This is a genomic window from Streptosporangiales bacterium (assembly GCA_009379955.1).
GTDB lineage: Bacteria > Actinomycetota > Actinomycetes > Streptosporangiales > WHST01 > WHST01.
Window position 1 is genome coordinate 12539 of sequence record WHST01000083.1, and the last position, 17201, is coordinate 29739.

The 17201-nt window shown below is 73.1% G+C and carries 10 protein-coding genes; 8 read left to right on the plus strand and 2 right to left on the minus strand.

From position 1 onward, the window contains the following. Positions 1 to 55: 55 nt before the first annotated feature. A complete protein-coding gene (locus tag GEV10_21895; GenBank protein ID MQA81101.1) occupies positions 56 to 2569 on the minus strand; it encodes a hypothetical protein in 2514 nt (837 codons plus the stop codon). Beyond that, on the minus strand, positions 2566 to 4350 hold the full coding sequence (locus tag GEV10_21900) for a PQQ-binding-like beta-propeller repeat protein (GenBank protein MQA81102.1): 1785 nt from the start codon (positions 4348 to 4350) through the stop codon (positions 2566 to 2568). The genes GEV10_21895 and GEV10_21900 overlap by 4 nt, the downstream gene beginning before the upstream one ends. On the opposite strand from GEV10_21900, the gene GEV10_21905 reads away from it, so the two are divergent. The 8 genes from GEV10_21905 to GEV10_21940 all read left to right on the plus strand — a co-directional run. Beyond that, the gene (locus GEV10_21905) at positions 4045 to 7470 is read left to right on the plus strand and encodes a tetratricopeptide repeat protein (GenBank protein MQA81103.1); all 3426 of its coding nucleotides are present in this window, start codon (positions 4045 to 4047) and stop codon (positions 7468 to 7470) included. The genes GEV10_21900 and GEV10_21905 overlap by 306 nt on opposite strands. A gap of 3 nt (positions 7471 to 7473) precedes the next feature. Beyond that, entirely contained in the window at positions 7474 to 10398 is a 2925-nt protein-coding gene (locus GEV10_21910) for a transcriptional regulator (protein MQA81104.1), read from the plus strand. A gap of 49 nt (positions 10399 to 10447) precedes the next feature. After that, on the plus strand, positions 10448 to 11572 hold the full coding sequence (locus GEV10_21915; protein MQA81105.1) for a hypothetical protein: 1125 nt from the start codon (positions 10448 to 10450) through the stop codon (positions 11570 to 11572). Then, positions 11569 to 12882, plus strand: a complete 1314-nt coding sequence (locus GEV10_21920) for a hypothetical protein (protein ID MQA81106.1) — start codon at positions 11569 to 11571, stop codon at positions 12880 to 12882. Before GEV10_21915 ends, GEV10_21920 begins: the two co-directional genes overlap by 4 nt. A gap of 41 nt (positions 12883 to 12923) precedes the next feature. After that, positions 12924 to 14285 (plus strand): type I glutamate--ammonia ligase, encoded by a 1362-nt coding sequence (glnA, locus tag GEV10_21925; GenBank protein MQA81107.1) that lies wholly within the window; start codon positions 12924 to 12926, stop codon positions 14283 to 14285. Between the two features lie 53 nt (positions 14286 to 14338). After that, positions 14339 to 15196: an NAD(P)H-binding protein gene (locus GEV10_21930; GenBank protein ID MQA81108.1), complete on the plus strand. Its 858-nt coding sequence runs from the start codon at positions 14339 to 14341 to the stop codon at positions 15194 to 15196. Further along, positions 15196 to 16464, plus strand: coding sequence for a lactate 2-monooxygenase (locus GEV10_21935; GenBank protein MQA81109.1), 1269 nt, complete (start codon positions 15196 to 15198; stop codon positions 16462 to 16464). Before GEV10_21930 ends, GEV10_21935 begins: the two co-directional genes overlap by 1 nt. A gap of 277 nt (positions 16465 to 16741) precedes the next feature. Then, positions 16742 to 17201 (plus strand): DUF222 domain-containing protein (locus tag GEV10_21940; GenBank protein MQA81110.1); only part of this gene is annotated, 460 nt, incomplete at its 3' end.

Below are 17201 nucleotides of genomic sequence, written 5' to 3' on the forward strand. Positions count from 1 at the left end.
TAGGAGACGTCGCCATACATCGGGTTCAGCTCATCCATAGGTCGCAGGCCGAGACCTATGGCGCCTGTGGCCCATGGCCCGGTGGGGGAGCCGAGGACGAAGGCGATGCCGACGAGGAGGAGGTCTCGGCGCGCCGGTGCCGCCGACGGCGGGAGTACAGCACCGCGCCGGCGAGAACCGCCGTGAGCAGCACGACGCCGGCGACGAGAGCGATGGCGGAGGGCGTGCCGCCGCGTGCCGACACGTCGGCTCCGCCGATGACGCGGATCCTGTTGTTGCCGGTGTCGGCGACGTACAGGGCGCCGTCGGGACCGACCGCGACCTCGCCCGGTTGGTCGAGCTTCGCTCTCCCGGCCGGCCCGCCGTCGCCGGCGAAACCGCCGCCGCCGTGGTGCAGCCCGGGCTGGGTCGGATCAGGACCGGTGCGGGAGAACCTGCCCGTTCCCGCGACGGCACTGATGGTCCCGGTGCGCGGGTCGACCGCGCGGACCCGGTGGTTCTTCCGGTCGGTCAGGTACAGCGTCCCGTCGGGACCGGTGTCCAGTCCGCCGGGCGAGCCGATCTGCGCGGAGGTCGCCGGCCCACCGTCGCCGGAGACGCCGACGCCCGGCGTCACGTACCCGGCGACCGTGGTGATCTCGCCGGTCTCCTGGTCGAGTGCTCGGACGCGAACGGCGCCGGCGTCCGCGATGTACACGGTGCCGTCGGGTGCGACTGCGACACCCGTCGGCCGGACGACCGAGGGACCGGACTCGCCGCTGTACGCGCTGTCGGCGATCGTCGTGCACTCGTCGCCGCCTGGCCTGACCTTGCACACCAGGTCGTCATGGGTGTCGACGACGTACAGCGCACCGTCGGCGCCCACGTCGATGTCGCCGGGCCGCTCGACGCCGATATCCGTGCCCGGCGCGGTGTCGATGGTGCCCTCGTCCAGGTCGACGACCCGGACGACCCCGCCGTCCGACCAGAACCCGTCCTCCGACACGTAGAGCGTGTCGTCCGGGCCCAGGGCCAGTCCCGCGGGGTTGTCGAGGTAGGCGTCCGTGGCCCGCCCGCCGTCGCCGTTGTCCATCTCGTCGTAGCCGGGCGTTTCCGAGGTCCCGGCGACCGTGCGGACGGTGTCGTCGCCTGGCCGGATCATGCGGACCCTGTCGTTGCCCGTGTCGGCGATGTAGACGGTCCCGTCGTCGGCGACGACCACGTCGCCGGGTGTGTCGAGGGTGACCTCGTCGAGGTCGTGCACGTCGCGGTAGAACCAGCCGTCCTCTGTGTCGTCGAGCTCGTCGCGTCGCTTCTCTCCCAGCCGCACGCCGCTGCCGGCGAGCGTGTCGATGGTCTCGGCGGCGGTGCGGTGCCTGGTGTGTCGCGTGCCGCTCGGAGCCTTGTCGACCGCCCTGACCCGGTTGTTGCGCGCGTCGGCGATGTAGACGGTGCCGTCCTCGCCGTACGCGATGCCCATGGACCCCGAGGATGCGGGCCCGGCGAGGTAGGCGCGGGTCGGCGGGCCGCCGTCGCCGAGCGCCCCCTCGGGCGCGCCTCCGGCGACGTGCGTGAGGCGCTTCTCGTCGAGGTCGAGGCGGTGCACACGGTTCTTCGAGTGGTCGACAGCGAACACGTCGTTGGTGGCGATGTAGAGGACGCCGTCGGCACCCGCCGCGAGGTCGGTGGGCTCGCCGAGTCCGGTCGCGCCGTACGGGCCTCCCGTGCCCGCGACTGTGACGATCGTGTCCTTCTCCGGGTCGACGGCGCGGACGCGGTCCTCGTCCGTGTCGGCGAAGTACACGGTGCCGTCCGTGCCGACGGTGAGCCCGGTGGGCTCGACGAACGTGTTCGTGGCCCTCCCGCGGCCGTCGTCGTCCGGCTTCGGGAAGAAGCCGGAACCCTCGTCGCCCGGGTGTCTGACACCGGCGATCGTCTCGATCCTGCCGCTCTTCTTGTCGACCGCACGGATCCGGTAGTTCAGGGAGTCGGCGATGTAGAGCGTGCCGTCCTGGCCGACGGCGACGTCGCGCGGGTAGGAGAGCCGAGCCTTGCGAGCGGGTCCGCCGTCGCCGGAGAAGCTGCCACGCGGACCCGTGCCGCCGCTCCCGGCGACCGTCTCGATCGTGCCTGTGTCGGGGTCGATGGCGCGGACGCGGTGGTTCCCCGCGTCGGCGACGTACAGCGTGCCGTCGGCGCCGACCGTCAGATCGGTGACGCCGTAGAGGCCGTCGTACTCGTCGGAGAAACGCGCCTTCGTGGCGGGGCCGCCGTCGCCGGAGAAACCCGGCTTCCCGGTGCCGGCGATCGTCTCGATCGTGCCCGTCTTCGGGTCGACCGCCCTGATCCGCAGGCCGGTGAGCACGTACAACGTGCCGTCCGGCGCGGTGGCGACGGCCTGGGGATAGCCGACCGCCGCCTTCACCGCCCGTCGTCCGTCGCCCGCGAATCCCGCGTCGCCGGTCCCGACCACGGTGGTGATGGCGAGCCGGTCGGACGAGGGCGCGCCGGCGAGATCCGCCCGTGCCGCCTCGACCGGCGCCGCGACGAGGAGGCAGGCCGCGAGCATCATGCCCACGGAGACGTTCACCGGCGGAACTCCCGCACGACGGCGCGCGTGGTGGACTCGCGCTCTTCGTAGTCGCGGACGAGGACGATCGTCCGCCCGACCCGTACGATCCGCCGACTGCTCAGGAGGCCCGCCGTGAACTCCTCGTCGGCGCCGACGTCCGAGGCGGCTCCGTCCAGGAGCGCGTCCGCCTCGCGCGCCGTGGCGGCCACCCAGAGGACGCGTACCTCCGTCTCGCCGCGTCCGCACCCGGGACGCGCGACGGTGTTGCCACCGATCCGCAGGGGTGGATCGGGCTCGTCGGTGCGCGACTCCCAGTCCTCAAGCCGGATGCCCCGCAGCAGGGCACACGCGTCCGGCCAGTCGCGCGCGGGCACGCCGCCCAGCTCGGTCGGTTCTCTCGTCCCCGTCGACGCGTACGAGGTGAGCTCCAGCCGCGCGTCCGGGACGTCTCGCGGCGGCGTCGCGACGGCGAACAGCCGCCCACCTGCCGCGCCGACCAGGGCGGGTGACCGCGGCGCGGGCTGTCCCGCGCGCGCCGGCAGCATGCTGTACGGGAGCGGTGCGAGGTGCCACTCGTTCGCCCGGACGTCGAAGACCGAGAGCCCCGCGGGCAGCAGCTGACCGGTGCCGTCGAGGGTCGGACGGAGTGCGTAGAGCCGCGTGCTGTCGGAGACGTACGCCGGGTCACCCGCCGGGTCGCCACCCGGTGCAGCGAGGCCTGACCAGACTCGGCCGTCGCGCGGGTCTACCACCGCGAGTCTCGACCGGCCGTGCTCGTCGTCGTACGGCAGCACGACGCGACCCGCGGCGGACAGTGGTCGGCACGGGAGGCAGGACGTGCCCGGTTCCAGCCGGAACAGCCGGCGGCCGTTGCGCCCGAGCAGCGTGGGCAGACCGTCCTCCCAGTTCATCGCGCGGGACCCGCCCGTCTCGAGGACGACCACGCCGCCGCTCGTGACCGGCTCGGTGCCGGTCGGCGAGAGCGGCCTGGACCACAGCGCGTCTCCCGTCGCCGCGTCGAGCGCCAGGACGGTCGCGTCGCACAGTTCGGCCAGCAGCACCTCGCCGTCGGGATCCGCGCGCGCGTCCTCCGACCCGTCGACCGGTGCGCAGCCGTCGCCCGACCAGCGATGCAGGCGCGTGGCCCACCGTTTCTCACCCGTGCGCGCATCGACGCCGAGGCGTTCCGGTTCGCCTCCGGGCTCGACGGCGACGATCCCGTCCGCGGCATCGGCCGACTCGCCCATCGTCCGGGAGCCGTCGTCGCCGTGGTGGGTGAGCCGCCATTCGTCGGGCGACGTCCAGAGCCGATCGCCGGTGGCCGCGTCGAGGCCGACGAGGCGTACGCCCAGGTCCCCGTGAGTCTCGACGACGACCGCGCCCGCCGTCACCGCGAGCCCCCAGAGGGTGCGGCCGGGCTCGCGGTAGTGCCAGCCGTTCTCGCCGGTGCGCGCGTCGTACGCGCGCAGCCCGTCGGGGGAGGTGACGACGACGTGCGTTCCCGCGAGATAGGTCTCGCCACCGAGCTCTCCGGCGAGGGGCAGGTGCCGTCGCCACTCCCGACGGAACGTGCCCGCCGCCGGTCCGTTCGCCGGCAGTGCCCGGGCGGCGTCGACGGCGCGTTGCTCGACCTCGATCGTGGGACGCGTGACGTGGTCGTGCGCGCTGCCGGCGGCGAGCCAGCCGACGCAGAGGACGACCAGGGCGGCGGCCACCCGACGCAGTCGCCTGCCGTCGCGGAGCTGCGGAGGCAGGCCGCCGGGCTCGAGGAGCGGGCCCGTCACGGCGCGTGCGCGCATGCGTTCCGCACCACGGCCCTCGCGACGACGTCGGCGTTGTACTCGGAGATCCGCCCCGGCCGTTCCGGCGACGCCGCCGGGGCGGCGGCGGCGGACCGCGCCCCGACGACGACGGCGGAACGGCCGGCGAACCCGACGGCACCGATCGCGGCGCGGCAACGTCGCAGGCGGTGCATTTGCGAGCCGAACCTCCACCCGTATGGTCTAGACCAGGTGGACGGTAGAGACCGGCGGCATAGGTCGGCTATAGGTTGGGCACGGCGGGAGGTAGCGGTGGCGGAACCGACGCAGTGCCGGATCCTCGGGCCGCTCGAGGTGCTCGTGGGAGGCCGGCCCGTCGCCCTGGGTGGCCGCCGGCCGCGTGCCCTCCTCGCCACCCTGCTGCTCGACGCGGGTCGGGTCGTCCCCACCGAGCGGCTGACAGCGGCGGTCTGGGGCGACGAGCTGCCCGGGTCGGTACGCGCCCAGGTGTCCATCCATGTGTCGGCGCTGCGCCGCGCACTGGAGCGCGCGGGATGCGCGCATCCGATGATCGAGACCGTCCCCGGCGGATATCTCGTACGGACCGACGCGCTGCGCCTCGACGCCGACGAGGCGCGCCGGTGCCTCGACGAGGCGAGGGACGCCGTCGACAAGGGTTTCGTCGACAAGGCCGCCGAGCTGTTGCGCTACGCGCTGTCGTCGTGGCGCGGGCCCGTTCTCGCGGAGCTCACGGGCTCCGACATCACCGGGTCGAGCCTCACGACCGGGGCGGCCCGGCTGGAGGAGCTGCGGCTGACGATCGCCGAGGAGTGGGCCGACGTCGAGCTCGGCCGCGGCGGCCACCGCGCGGTGAGCGGCGAGCTCCGTGCGCTGGTGGCGGAGCATCCGCTGCGCGAGCGCCTGCGCGCCCGGCTGATGCGGGCGCTGGCGGAGTCCGGCCGGCAGTCCGAGGCCCTCGACGCGTACCGCGAGGGGCGCCGGGTGCTCGTGGACGAGCTCGGCGTCGAGCCGGGCGCGGAGCTCAGGCGGGTCGAACAGGCCGTCCTCACCGGCGAGATCGGACCGGCGACGCGACCGGACGAGAGCACGCCAGGTGGGCCGGCGTCCGGCGACACCGTGCCCGCTCGAGACGACGCCGTGCCGAGCAGTCTCCCGCGCGACGTCGCCTCGTTCACCGGTCGCGCCGCCGAGGTCGAACGGCTGGGCGAGCTGATCCGCGACGGTGGAGCCCTGGCGATCGCGGGAGCCGGCGGAGTCGGCAAGTCCGCGCTCGCGATCCATCTCGCCCACCTCGTGGCCGACCGGTTCCCCGATGGTCGGCTGTACGTCGACCTCCACGGCTCCACTCCCGACGGCGTGCCGCTCGAGCCCGCCGCGGTGCTCGTCAGCTTCCTGGGGGCACTCGGCGTCCCGACGTCGGCGATCCCGTCGGGCGACGACGAGCTCGACGCGATGTTCCGCAGCCTCACCCACCGCAGGCGGCTGCTCGTGGTCCTCGACAACGCGGCCGACGCGCGCCAGGTCAGGCGCCTCATGCCCGGCGGTCCCGGATGCGCCGTCGTCGTCACGAGCCGTCGCGTCCTCGGGGCGCTCGACAGTGCCACCTCACTGACCCTCGACGTGTTCGACGACGACGACGCGCACGAGTTGCTGGCGCGGATCGCGGGCCGCGAACGCGTCGAGACCGAGCCCGGCGCGACCGCCGACGTCGTGCGCATGTGCGAGCGGCTGCCGCTCGCGCTGGCCCTCGCCGCCGCTCGGCTCGCCTCCCGTCCCTCGTGGTCGGTGCGCGACCTCGCCGACCGGCTCGCCGGCGAGCACGGGCGGCTCTCCGAGCTCACCGTCGACGACCAGGGCGTGCGGGCCAGCTTCATGGTCAGCTACGCCGACCTCGACGATCCGCACACCGGCCGGATGTTCCGCCTGCTCGGTCTGCTCGACGGACTCGATGTCGGCGTCCCGGTGGCGGCGGCACTGGCCGACGTGTCCGAGGACCGCGCCGAGGAGGTGCTCGACCGACTGGTCGACGCCCAGCTCGCGCAGACCCGTGCACCCGGGCGCTACCACATGCACGACCTGCTCCGGCTGTTCGCGCACGAGCGCGCGGTGGCGGAGGAGACCGAGGAGGCGCGCGTGCGGGCCAGGCGGCGGGCGGTGCACTGCTATGTCGGCACCGCGTTGACCGCCTCGTCGATCGTCGCGCCGTCCTACGCCTGGCGCACGGATCTCGCCCCCACTACCCTGACGCACCCGGGCGTCGCCCTGACGTCCGTCGCCGACGTCAACGCGTGGGTGGAGGTCGAGCGCGACAATCTGATCGCCGCGGCACGGCAGGCCGCGAGCGGTGACGAGCCGGGTGTCGCGATGTCGCTCGCGGCCGCGCTCGATGCTCCGCTGGAGTACCGAGGGCGGTGGCGCGAGCAGCTCACCGTCGGCGAGATCGCCCTGCAGGCGGCGACCCGCACCGGCGATCCCCGTCACCTCGGTCTCGCCCACAACGACCTCGGCTGGGCGTACAACACGCTCGGGTACTTCACCGAGGCACTCGACCACCTCGAGCAGGGGCTGGCGCGGTGGCAGTCGGTCGGACACCGGGAGGGTGAGGCGTTGACCCTGCATGGCATCGGTGTGGTCTGCCGGTCGCTCGGTCGGCTCGACCGCGCCCTCGACTGTCTCGGCCGGGCGAGCCGGCTCGGCGATCCGGGACGCGCGGCAACCTGCCTGACCTCCACCGGGCTCGTCTACCACCGCCTCGGTCGCCTGACCGAGGCCGTCGCCGCGCACGAGGCGAGCGTCGCCCTCGCGCGTGAGAAGGGGACCATGCGCACCGAGGTGATCGCGTTGGGCAACCTCGCCGAGGCGCACCGGCTCGCCGGTACGGCCGACCGGGCCGTCGCCACCTTCCGCGAGGCGCTCGCCGCCGGACGCGCCACCGGCTACGCCGGCACCTACTGGGAGGCCGAGCACCTGTGGGGCCTGGGACGCGCGCTGCACGACCTCGGCATGGACGGGTGCGACTCGTGGCAGCGGTCGGCGGCGATCCTGCTCGCCCTCGGCCTGGTCGGCCCGGAGGAGGCCGCCGAGATCGAGCGCAATCCGGATCCCGAGACCCCGGCGGCGATCATCGGGCAGCTCTAGCAGATGACGACGGTCGAGCTCTCGATCCTCGGGCCGCTGGAGGCGTCGGTCGACGGACGCGCCGTGCACCTGGGCGGGCCACGTCCGCGGCTGGTTCTCGCCGCTCTCCTCCTCGACGCGGGTCGGGTCGTGCCCGTCGAACGACTGGTCGACGCGGTGTGGGGCGACGAGCCGCCGGCGTCCGCGCGGGCGCTGGTGACCGTCCACGTCTCCGCGCTGCGCAAGGCGTTCATGCGGGCGGGGTGCGACGACGAGGTGATCGAGACCGCGAGCGGCGGCTACCGCGTGCGCGTCGACGCCGTCGGTGTCGACGCGCTGCGGGTCGACGACGCGATCGCCGCCGCACGGTCGGCAGTCGAGTGCGAGCGTCACGACGAGGCCGCCGCGCTGCTGCGCGCGGCACTTGCGCTGTGGCGAGGGCCCGTGCTCGAGGCGTCCCGCCCGGCGGGCAACGACGCTGGCGTCGCGCGGTACGACGAGCTGCGCGTCGTCGCGCTCGAGGAGTGGGTCGAGGCGGAGCTCGCGCTTGACCGGTACCGCGAGGTGCTCGGCGACCTCACGTCGCTGGTGGCGGAGCACCCGCTGCGCGAACGTCCGCGCGCTCAGCTGATGCTCGCCCTGTGGCGGTCCGGTCGCCCGGCGGACGCCCTCGACGTGTACCAGCAGGGCAGGCGGCTCCTCGTCGACGAGCTCGGGCTCGAGCCGGGTGCACCACTCAGGGAGCTACACGAGGCGATCCTCAGGGACGAGGCACCGGCGGAGCCCGACCCGGACGCCGACACCGCGGCACCGGAGCCGCGGCCCGCCGAGCTGCCGCCGGCCGTCCCGGCGTTCACCGGTCGGGCCACCGAGCTGGCGGCGCTCGACTCGTTGCTCGACCAGCGGGGGAGGCATCTACCGGTCGCGGTCGTCAGCGGTGTGGCCGGGGTCGGCAAGACCTCGCTCGCGGTCCACTGGTCGCAGCGGGTCGCCGAGCGGTTCATCGACGGCCAGCTCTTCGCCGACCTGCGCGGGCACGATCCCGACGCGGAGCCGGTCACGGCGGAGGCGGTGCTGGAACGGTTCCTGCGGGCACTCGGCGTGCCCGGCGAGCGGATCCCGGCGGCAGCGGAGGACCGTACGGCACTGTTCCGCAGCGTCCTCGACGGCCAGCGGGTGCTGATCCTGCTCGACAACGCCGCGTCCGCCGCGCAGGTCAGGCCGCTGCTGCCGGGATCGCCCGGCTGTTGCGTGGTGGTGACGGCGCGCAGGCGGCTGGAGGGCCTCGTCGCGGCGGAGGGCGCGCTGTCCGTGCCGGTGGGCGTGATGGACGAGCACGACGCGTCCGACCTGCTCGCAGGTGTCGTCGGCACGGACCGGATGCGAGCCGAGCCGGACGCGGCCGCGCGGTTCGGTGCGCTGTGCGAGGGGCTGCCGCTCGCGCTCCGCATCGCCGCGACCCGGCTCGCGTCCCGCCCGGCCTGGTCGGTCGCCGACCTGGTCGACCGGTTGAGCGACGAGCAGGGCCGGCTCGACCAGCTCAGCAGGGACGAGCTCCAGGTGCGCGGCAGCTTCGCGCTGTCGTACCGGGAGCTGTCGGCGCGAGCGACGGTCGGGTTCCGGCGGCTCGGCCTGCTCGACACCCCGGGCGGGTTCGCGCCCTGGCTGCTCGCGGCCGTGGTCGACGGCACGGTCGCCGACGCGGACGAGCTGTGCGAGGAGCTCGTCGACGCCCAGCTGCTGCAGCCGCTCGGGCTCGACATCGCCGGCCAGTCGCGGTATCGGTTCCACGACCTGATCCGGCTGTTCGCGCGGGAGCGGGCCGAGTCGGAGGAGACAGCCGAGGACCGCGCCGCCGCGCTCGACCGGGCGTTCGGGGCGATGTTCGGCCTGACCGGCCTCGCCCGGCTGGCCGAGCAGGGTGACAGTGCACCCGTCCGCCTCCACGGCGATGTCTCCGCGTGGCTCCCGCCCGACGCCGAGATCACGGATCCGGTCGCGTGGCTCGAGGCCGAGCGAACGAACCTGGTCGCCGCGGTCGCCCACACCGCGGATCTGGGCTGGACGCAGGTGTGCTGGAGCCTCGTCGTCCGGCTCGTCTTCCTGTTCGAGTGGGGCTCGTACCACGACGACTGGCGCGTCGCCGCCGACCGGGCGCTCGGTTCCTGCCGGCGGGTGGGGGACCGCCGCGGCGAGGCGGCGATGCTGTACGCCCTGGGCGTGCTCGCCCTGCACGAGCGGAAGCTCGCGGAGGCGACCGAGCCGCTCACCGCGGCGCTGGAGTTGTCCGAGGGCCTCGGCGACGACCTGGGCGTCGCGCTGGCCCTGCGGCACCTGGCGACCGTCCACAGCCTCCAGGGCGAGCTCCCGCTGGCGCAGCGGGGCTTCGAGCGGGTCGGCGCGCTCCTCGACGAGATCGGCGACCCGTACATGGTCCGGCAGACGGCTGGCTTTCTCGCCCACGTCCACATGCTGGAGGGCCGGCTCGGCACGGCGGAGCGCCTGCTCGTCGACGCGCTGGCGACGCTGCCCGTCCGCGAGGGTCTGCTCGAGGCGCAGCTGAGCAAGCGGCTCGCCGAGGTCTACCTGCGGCAGGGGCGCGGCGCCGACGCGGTCGCGGCGGCCGAACGTGCCCTGGGGCTCCTCCACCGCGACCCGGTCGGGGAGGCCTACGTCCTGCATGCGCTGGGCGAGGCGAAGCACGTGGCGGGCGACGATGTCGAGGCCGCGGTCGCGCTGGGTCGAGGCCTCCGTGTCGCGCGGCAGGTGGGCGAGCGCCTGATCGAGGGCCGTATCCTGCTCGCCCTCGGACACCTCGACACCCCGGACGCCGTCGACCACCTGCGCGAGGCCGTGGAGGTGTTCGGTGCGATCGACGCCTGGACGTGGCACGCACAGGCGGTCGAGGCCCTGTCGTCGCGCGCGACGACGCCTTTAGCGGATCTATGACGACCGTTCGTACGCTCACCGCCAGACGTCCGGTACCGGGAGGAGATCGATGCGCGGCCGCAAGGCCATGTCCGCCGTGGCGGTAGTGGCCGCACTCACGGCGGCCGGCTGCGAGGGGGACCAACCGGACGAGGCGAACACGCCCACGCCGCTGGCGTCCGGGAGCTACGGGGCGGGTGAGCGGACACCAGGATCCGTCACCGACCTGTGCGACGCGGTCTCGGCGAAGTCCCTCGACCGGCTCGGGGTCGAAGCGACCACGGAGCAGGCGTCGCCGCGGTGCGCGTGGCGGGAGGGTGACGACGACTCCCGCTGGCAGGCCGACCGGGAGCTCACGGCCGAGATCCAGGCCTACCAGCAGCCCGTGACGCGGCGCGAGAGCTCGGCGACCGACGAGGCGAAGCACCGGTTCCGCCGGTTGCCCGGCTGGGAGGGCTCGCGGGCGATTCCGGTCCGTGGACTCGGCGACGAGGCCAGGCTCGCTCGTACCTGGACCCCGTCGCACAAGGAGGCGAGCGTCTTCCTCGCGGTGCGGGTGCGCAACGTCGTCGTCGACGTCCACATGACGGCCGAGTCGGTCCTCGAACCCAGCCACGGCCAGGTCCCGCCCGTGGGCGAGCTCGAGGCGGGGGTGCTGGCGGCCGTGCGTGACCTCCTGGGCGAGCTCGGCGCGCGTCGCGCGTCGCCGACGGTCATGCCGAGCGCCTCACCAGGCGCCGGTGAGGTGAGCAGGGTCGGCGAGGTCTGCGGCGCCGTGGGTGCGGCGCGACGTCTGGCGCCCGGGCTCCGTGCCCGCGACATCAGCCCGCCGCGCACGTCGGCGGCGAGCGGCTGCACCTGGTGGGAGAACGACGGGTACCGCCCGGACCTGACCGTGCAGGTCGAGGCCATCCGGCCGAGCACTCTCACCGGTGAGTCGGCGACCGAGGTCGCACGCCGGCTCACCTTCGCCGCGCGCGGTGAGCCGACGAAGGAGCCGCCCGAGGGTGCCGACGAGGCGAGGATCGACCACTACGACTTCGAGTCGGGCAGGGCCCGCAGCGCCTACGTGGTGGCACGGAAGGCCAACCTGGTCGTGAGCGTCGAGTACGGCAGGTGGCACCACCCGTCGAAGCGGCAGATGGAGCGCGACGCGGTCGCCGTCGCCGAGGACATCCTGGCGGGCTACCGATGAGCGGCGACACGTCGCAGCCGTCTGGGTCCGGACGGCTCGCGTGGATCGCGGAGCGGAAGCTCCTCGTGGGCATCGTCGCCGCCGTCGTGATCGCCGCCGTCGTCGTGACCGTCGTGCTCTGGCCGCGCCCGGAGGACGACAAGGTCGTCGCGGCCGCGGTGACGCGCGACCCCGTGCCCACCGGGCCCCTGGTCACGTCCATCCCCGCGGACTGCGGTGTGCGGGAGCGGACCATGGACGAGCTCGTCTCCGGCGGCCAGTACCGGGAGCTGATCCACAACCCGGACTCGCAGAACTGCACCTGGGACTCGGGGTCGGGCGCCAGGATCTTCGGCGGTGGCAGCAGGGACCTCGAGATCGACGTGTCCAAGGACCACGAGGACGCCGGGCCGCGTAGCGAGTGGATGGCGGCGGCGTTCCAGACCTTCGACATGAAGCTCGACGCCGTGGCCGAGGCCCCCGACGACCGGCAGATCGGTCCGGTCCGGCCGGTCTCGGGTCTCGGCGACGAGGCGGTCGTCTGGCACGCGCTCGACTTCACCGGCCCGGTGTATCCCGGGAAGAAGCCGGAGGGGGAGCCGGAGAAGGCGACCACGACGGTCCTCTTCCGGCAGGGCAACGTCGTGGTGCAGGTCGCGTACGGCGGAGTCGACTACACCCCGCACGGCTCGGGCGTCGTCCCCGAGACCGAGGGCGGGCCACCGGACGAGGCGGCGCTGCGGGCCGGGGCGTTCCTTGCGGCCCGCGACGTCGCTGCGGGCATGGGGCTGCGTGTGTCTGGCAAGGTCGCCGTTACCGCCGACGCCGGGCGGAAGCTCGCACGGGTGCCCGACGCCTGCGACCTGCTGCCCGACGCGGTCGCCGAGCGGCTCGCCCCGGACGCCGACCCGGAGGAGGAGGACAGCTACCTCGTCGACTCGGGCGAGGCCACCGCCACGGGTGGCTGCGACTGGGACTTCGACCTCGTGGCGGAGGTCGCCGCGTTCCCCGACTCACGCCGCGGCTCCGGCGAGCGGGTGGCGATCCGGCGGTATCTGGAGCTGCACGCGGAGGCGCGGGGCTTCATCCGCGAGGACGAGGACGACGAGGCGTACTTCCGTGCCCTCACCCGGCCTGGCGAGCAGGCGTACGTGTCGTGGACGAAGGACAGCTCCGTCACGACGGAGGTCGTCTTCCGCACCCGCAACGTGCTGGTCAGGGTCACGGTCAGGGACAGCGAGGACAGCGAGAACAGCGCGAGGAGCCGGCCGGGGGCCGTCCGCGACGCCTACGACGCCGCCGTCGCCGCGGCCAGATCTTTCGACGGCTGAGGTTCCGACACGCGGGCACGGCTCCGTGGCAGGATGAGGCGATGGACAAGCAGACGGAGTTCGTCCTGCGCACGGTCGAGGAGCGCGACATCCGCTTCGTCCGGCTCTGGTTCACCGACGTGCTCGGCTTCCTGAAGTCCGTGGCCGTGGCGCCCGCGGAGCTGGAGGGCGCGTTCGCCGAGGGCATCGGATTCGACGGCTCGGCGATCGAGGGCTTCGCCAGGGTGTACGAGTCCGACATGCTCGCCAAGCCCGACCCGGCGACGTTCCAGATCCTGCCGTGGCGCACCGACGCGCCCGGAGCGGCGCGCATCTTCTGCGACATCATGATGCCGGACGGCACGCCGAGCCACGCCGACCCGCGACACGTGCTCAGGCGTGCGCTCAATCGGGCCGCCGACCTCGGGTTCACGTTCTACGCGCACCCGGAGATCGAGTTCTTCCTGTTCACCGAGCCACCCATGCCGGGACGCGAGCCGGTGCCGATCGACTCCGGCGGCTACTTCGACCAGACGCCGCACACCGTCGCCCGCGACTTCCGGCGCACGGCGGTGACGATGCTCGAGAGCATGGGCCTGTCGGTCGAGTACAGCCACCACGAGGGCGCGCCCGGCCAGCAGGAGATCGACCTGCGCTACGCCGACGCGCTGAGCACCGCCGACAACATCATGACGTTCCGCTTCGTCATGAAGGAGGTCGCGCTCTCGCAGGGTGTCTACGCCTCGTTCATGCCGAAGCCGTTCACCGATCACCCGGGCTCCGGCATGCACACGCATTTCTCGCTGTTCGAGGGCGAGCGCAACGCCTTCTACGAGCCGGGAGCGGAGTACCAGCTCTCCAAGGTGGGGCGCTCGTTCATCGCCGGGCTGCTGCGACACGCGCGGGAGTACGCGGCCGTCACCAACCAATGGGTCAACTCCTACAAGCGGTTGTGGGGCATGGCCGAACGCACCGCGGGCGCCGGCGGCGAGGCGCCCGCCTACGTCTGCTGGGGTCACAACAACAGGTCGGCGCTGGTGCGCGTCCCGATGTACAAGCCACAGAAGGGCAACTCGACGCGGGTCGAGGTGCGGTCGCCCGACGCCGCGTGCAACCCCTACCTCGCGTTCGCCACCATCCTCAGCGCGGGTCTGAAGGGCGTCGAGGAGGGATACGAGCTCCCCGAGGGTGCCGAGGACGACGTCTGGGCCCTGACCGACGCCGAACGCCGGGTGCTCGGCATCGAGCCGCTGCCGGAGAGCCTGTCCGAGGCCATCGCCGCGATGCAGCGCAGCGAGCTCGTCGCGGAGACGCTCGGTGAGCACGTCTTCGACTTCTTCCTGCGCAACAAGCGCGAGGAGTGGAAGGATTACCAGAGACAGGTAACCGCATACGAGCGAGACAGGTACCTCCCCATTCTTTGACACCGCTGTTCTTCCACCGACCAGGGGGGTGTGAGGCGGGTTAACGTAGCGATATGAACGCAAGTTCGGGCAACGCAGACGTTGGCGACATTCTCGTCACGGGTGCCTCGGGGGTGCTCGGCGGGCCGGTCGTGGCGGAGTTGGTACGCCGCGGACACCGGGTCAGAGCGATGAGCAGGCGGCCCATCGACCTGCCACCGCGGACGACCAAGGTGCATGCCGACCTGGCCACGGGTGCCGGAGTCGACCAGGCCGTGTCCGGCGTGGGCACGATCGTGCATTGCGCGACCGATGTCGTGCGCCACAAGGCCGTCGACGAGGAGGGGACGAAGCGGCTGCTCGCCGCGGCCGAGGAGGCGGGGGTCGCGCACCTCGTGTACGTCTCCATCGTCGGCGTCGACACGGTCTCGTACGCCTACTACAAGTCCAAGCTCGAGACCGAGCAGATCGTCGGCGCGTCCGAGGTTCCGTCGACCATCCTGCGGACCACCCAGTTCCACGACTTCGTGCTCGCGATCGCGCAGCAGTTCGCACGCCCGCCGCTGGTGGTCGTGCCGCGCCTGCGGGTGCAGCCGGTCGACGTGCGTGACGTCGCCGAGCGGCTTGCCGACCTCGTCGATGCGGGCCCGTCCGGCCGGGTCGACGACCTCGGCGGACCCGCCGTCTACCGCGGCGAGGCGCTGCTGCGCCGGTACCTCGCACACGTCGGCGTCCAGCGCACGGTGGTGGCGGCGACCCTGCCGGGGGCGGCGTGGCGCTCGCTGCGCGAGGGCGCCAACCTCGTGCCCGAGCCCGGCGGCGGCAAGCGCGGCTTCTTCGAGTTCCTCGACGAGCAGTCGGTCGTCGAGGACGGCAAGGTCCTCGTCCGTTCCGCGTACGCGGAACGCTGGGTCGACGCGACGTTGACGTGATGATCGGCGTCGGCCGCGAACGGCAGGGTGCGATCTACCGTGCCGGTGTCGCGGGCCGGCGCCCGGTCGTGCCGGTCCCTCCCGATCGGCTCGCGTTCAGGGCGCGCCGGGCGATGAGCCGCCGCGCGTGGGCGTACGTCGCCGGCGGCGCGGGCGCGGAGACCACCATGCGCGCCAACCGCGCGGCGTTCGATCGCTGGCGGCTCGTGCCGCGGATGCTGCGTGACGTCGAGTCGCGCGACATCGGGGTCACGCTCTTCGAGCGCCGGCTGCCCGCGCCGTTCCTCCTCGCTCCCGTCGGCGTGCTCGAGCTCGCGCACCGGCAGGCCGACGTCGGCGTCGCGCGTGCCGCGGCCGCCGAAGGCGTCCCGATGGTGTTCTCCAGCCAGGCCTCCCGCCCGATGGAGCAGTGCGCCGCGGCGATGGGCGACTCCCCGCGCTGGTTCCAGCTCTACTGGAGCCTGTCCGACGAGCTGGCCGTGAGCTTCGTCCGGCGTGCCGAGGCGGCCGGCTGTGACGCGATCGTCGTCACGCTCGACACGACGATGCTGGGTTGGCGCCCGCGCGACCTCGACCTTGCGTACCTCCCATTCGCGCACGGCATGGGCATCGCCCAGTACACGTCCGACCCGGTGTTCCGCCGATTGACCGAGGAGCGCGTGCGTGCGGGCCGCCCCGCGTCGTCGCAGCGTCCGACGCCCTCGGCGATCCGTACGCTCGCCGACATCACCCGCGCGTACCCGGGGCCGTTCCTCGCCAACCTGCGCTCGCCGATGCCGCGTGCCGCCGTCGAGACCTTCCTCGACGTGTTCTACCGGCCGGCGCTCACCTGGGACGACCTCGGCTTCCTGCGTGACCAGACCTCACTGCCCATCGTGCTCAAGGGGATCGAGCACCCCGACGACGCGCGGCGCGCGCTCGACGCCGGCGTCGACGGTGTCGTCGTGTCCAACCACGGCGGTCGCCAGGTCGACGGCGCGATCGGGTCACTCGACGCTCTGCCGGCCGTCGTCGACGCCGTGGGTGACGCCGTGCCCGTGCTTCTCGACAGCGGCGTGCGCACGGGCGCCGACATCCTCACGGCGGTGGCGCTCGGGGCGACCGCGGTCCTGGTCGGTCGGCCGTACGTCTATGGGCTCGCGATCGCGGGGGAGCGCGGCGTCCGCGAGGTCATCCGCAACCTCGCCGCGGAGGTGGATCTGACGATGGGACTCACGGGGCACCGGTCGCTTACCGAGGTCGATCGGGGGTCGGTGCGGGCGGTCTGATTTTGTGCCTTCTCTTGGGGGCGCTGCCCTCACCCCTCTGTGGGGCGCTGCCTCACCCCTCTTTTGAGTGTTGGGGTCGGGCGGTGGGTGTCAAGAATCCGCGCGGCCGTTGCTTCGTGGTGCGGTGGTCTGGCGGAGTCTTGACACCCACCGCCCGACCCAAGTACGCGGCGTCTACGGGGTGAGGCAGCTCTGTGGCTGCCTCGCTTCCCGGTCTGTCTGCGGTGACCGTTGATTCACGGAAACCGTTGTTGCGTAAGGGAATCCGGCCTATCGGATGCCTTCTGATTGTGGTAGACTCGAACACATGTTCGACGTCGCGTCGCTGGACCGGATCGAGGCACTCCCCGCCTCCGGCACCACGCACGCCGTGCTCGACTCGATCGATCTCTCGACCGCGCCGGCGGAGGTTGCGCTTGCGGTGCTCGCCGGGTACGAGAAGTGCATCGCCGCCGCGCAGGCCCGCCAGTTCGCCGCGCTCGCCCGCCTCGACCAACTTCGTGACGTGACCAAGGACGACTTCACCCGCGAAGAGGTCGCGGCGGTGCTGCGGATCGCGACCGGCACCGCCGCGGACCGGCTTACGGTCTCCCGGATCACCTGTGACCAGCTCCCCGCGACACAGAAGCTGTTCGCCGCCGGGGAACTCACCGCAATGCACGTACGGATCCTCGCCGACGCCGTCGAACACCTCGACCCCCACACCACCGCGCTGGTGGAGGAGTACGCGCTGCGGC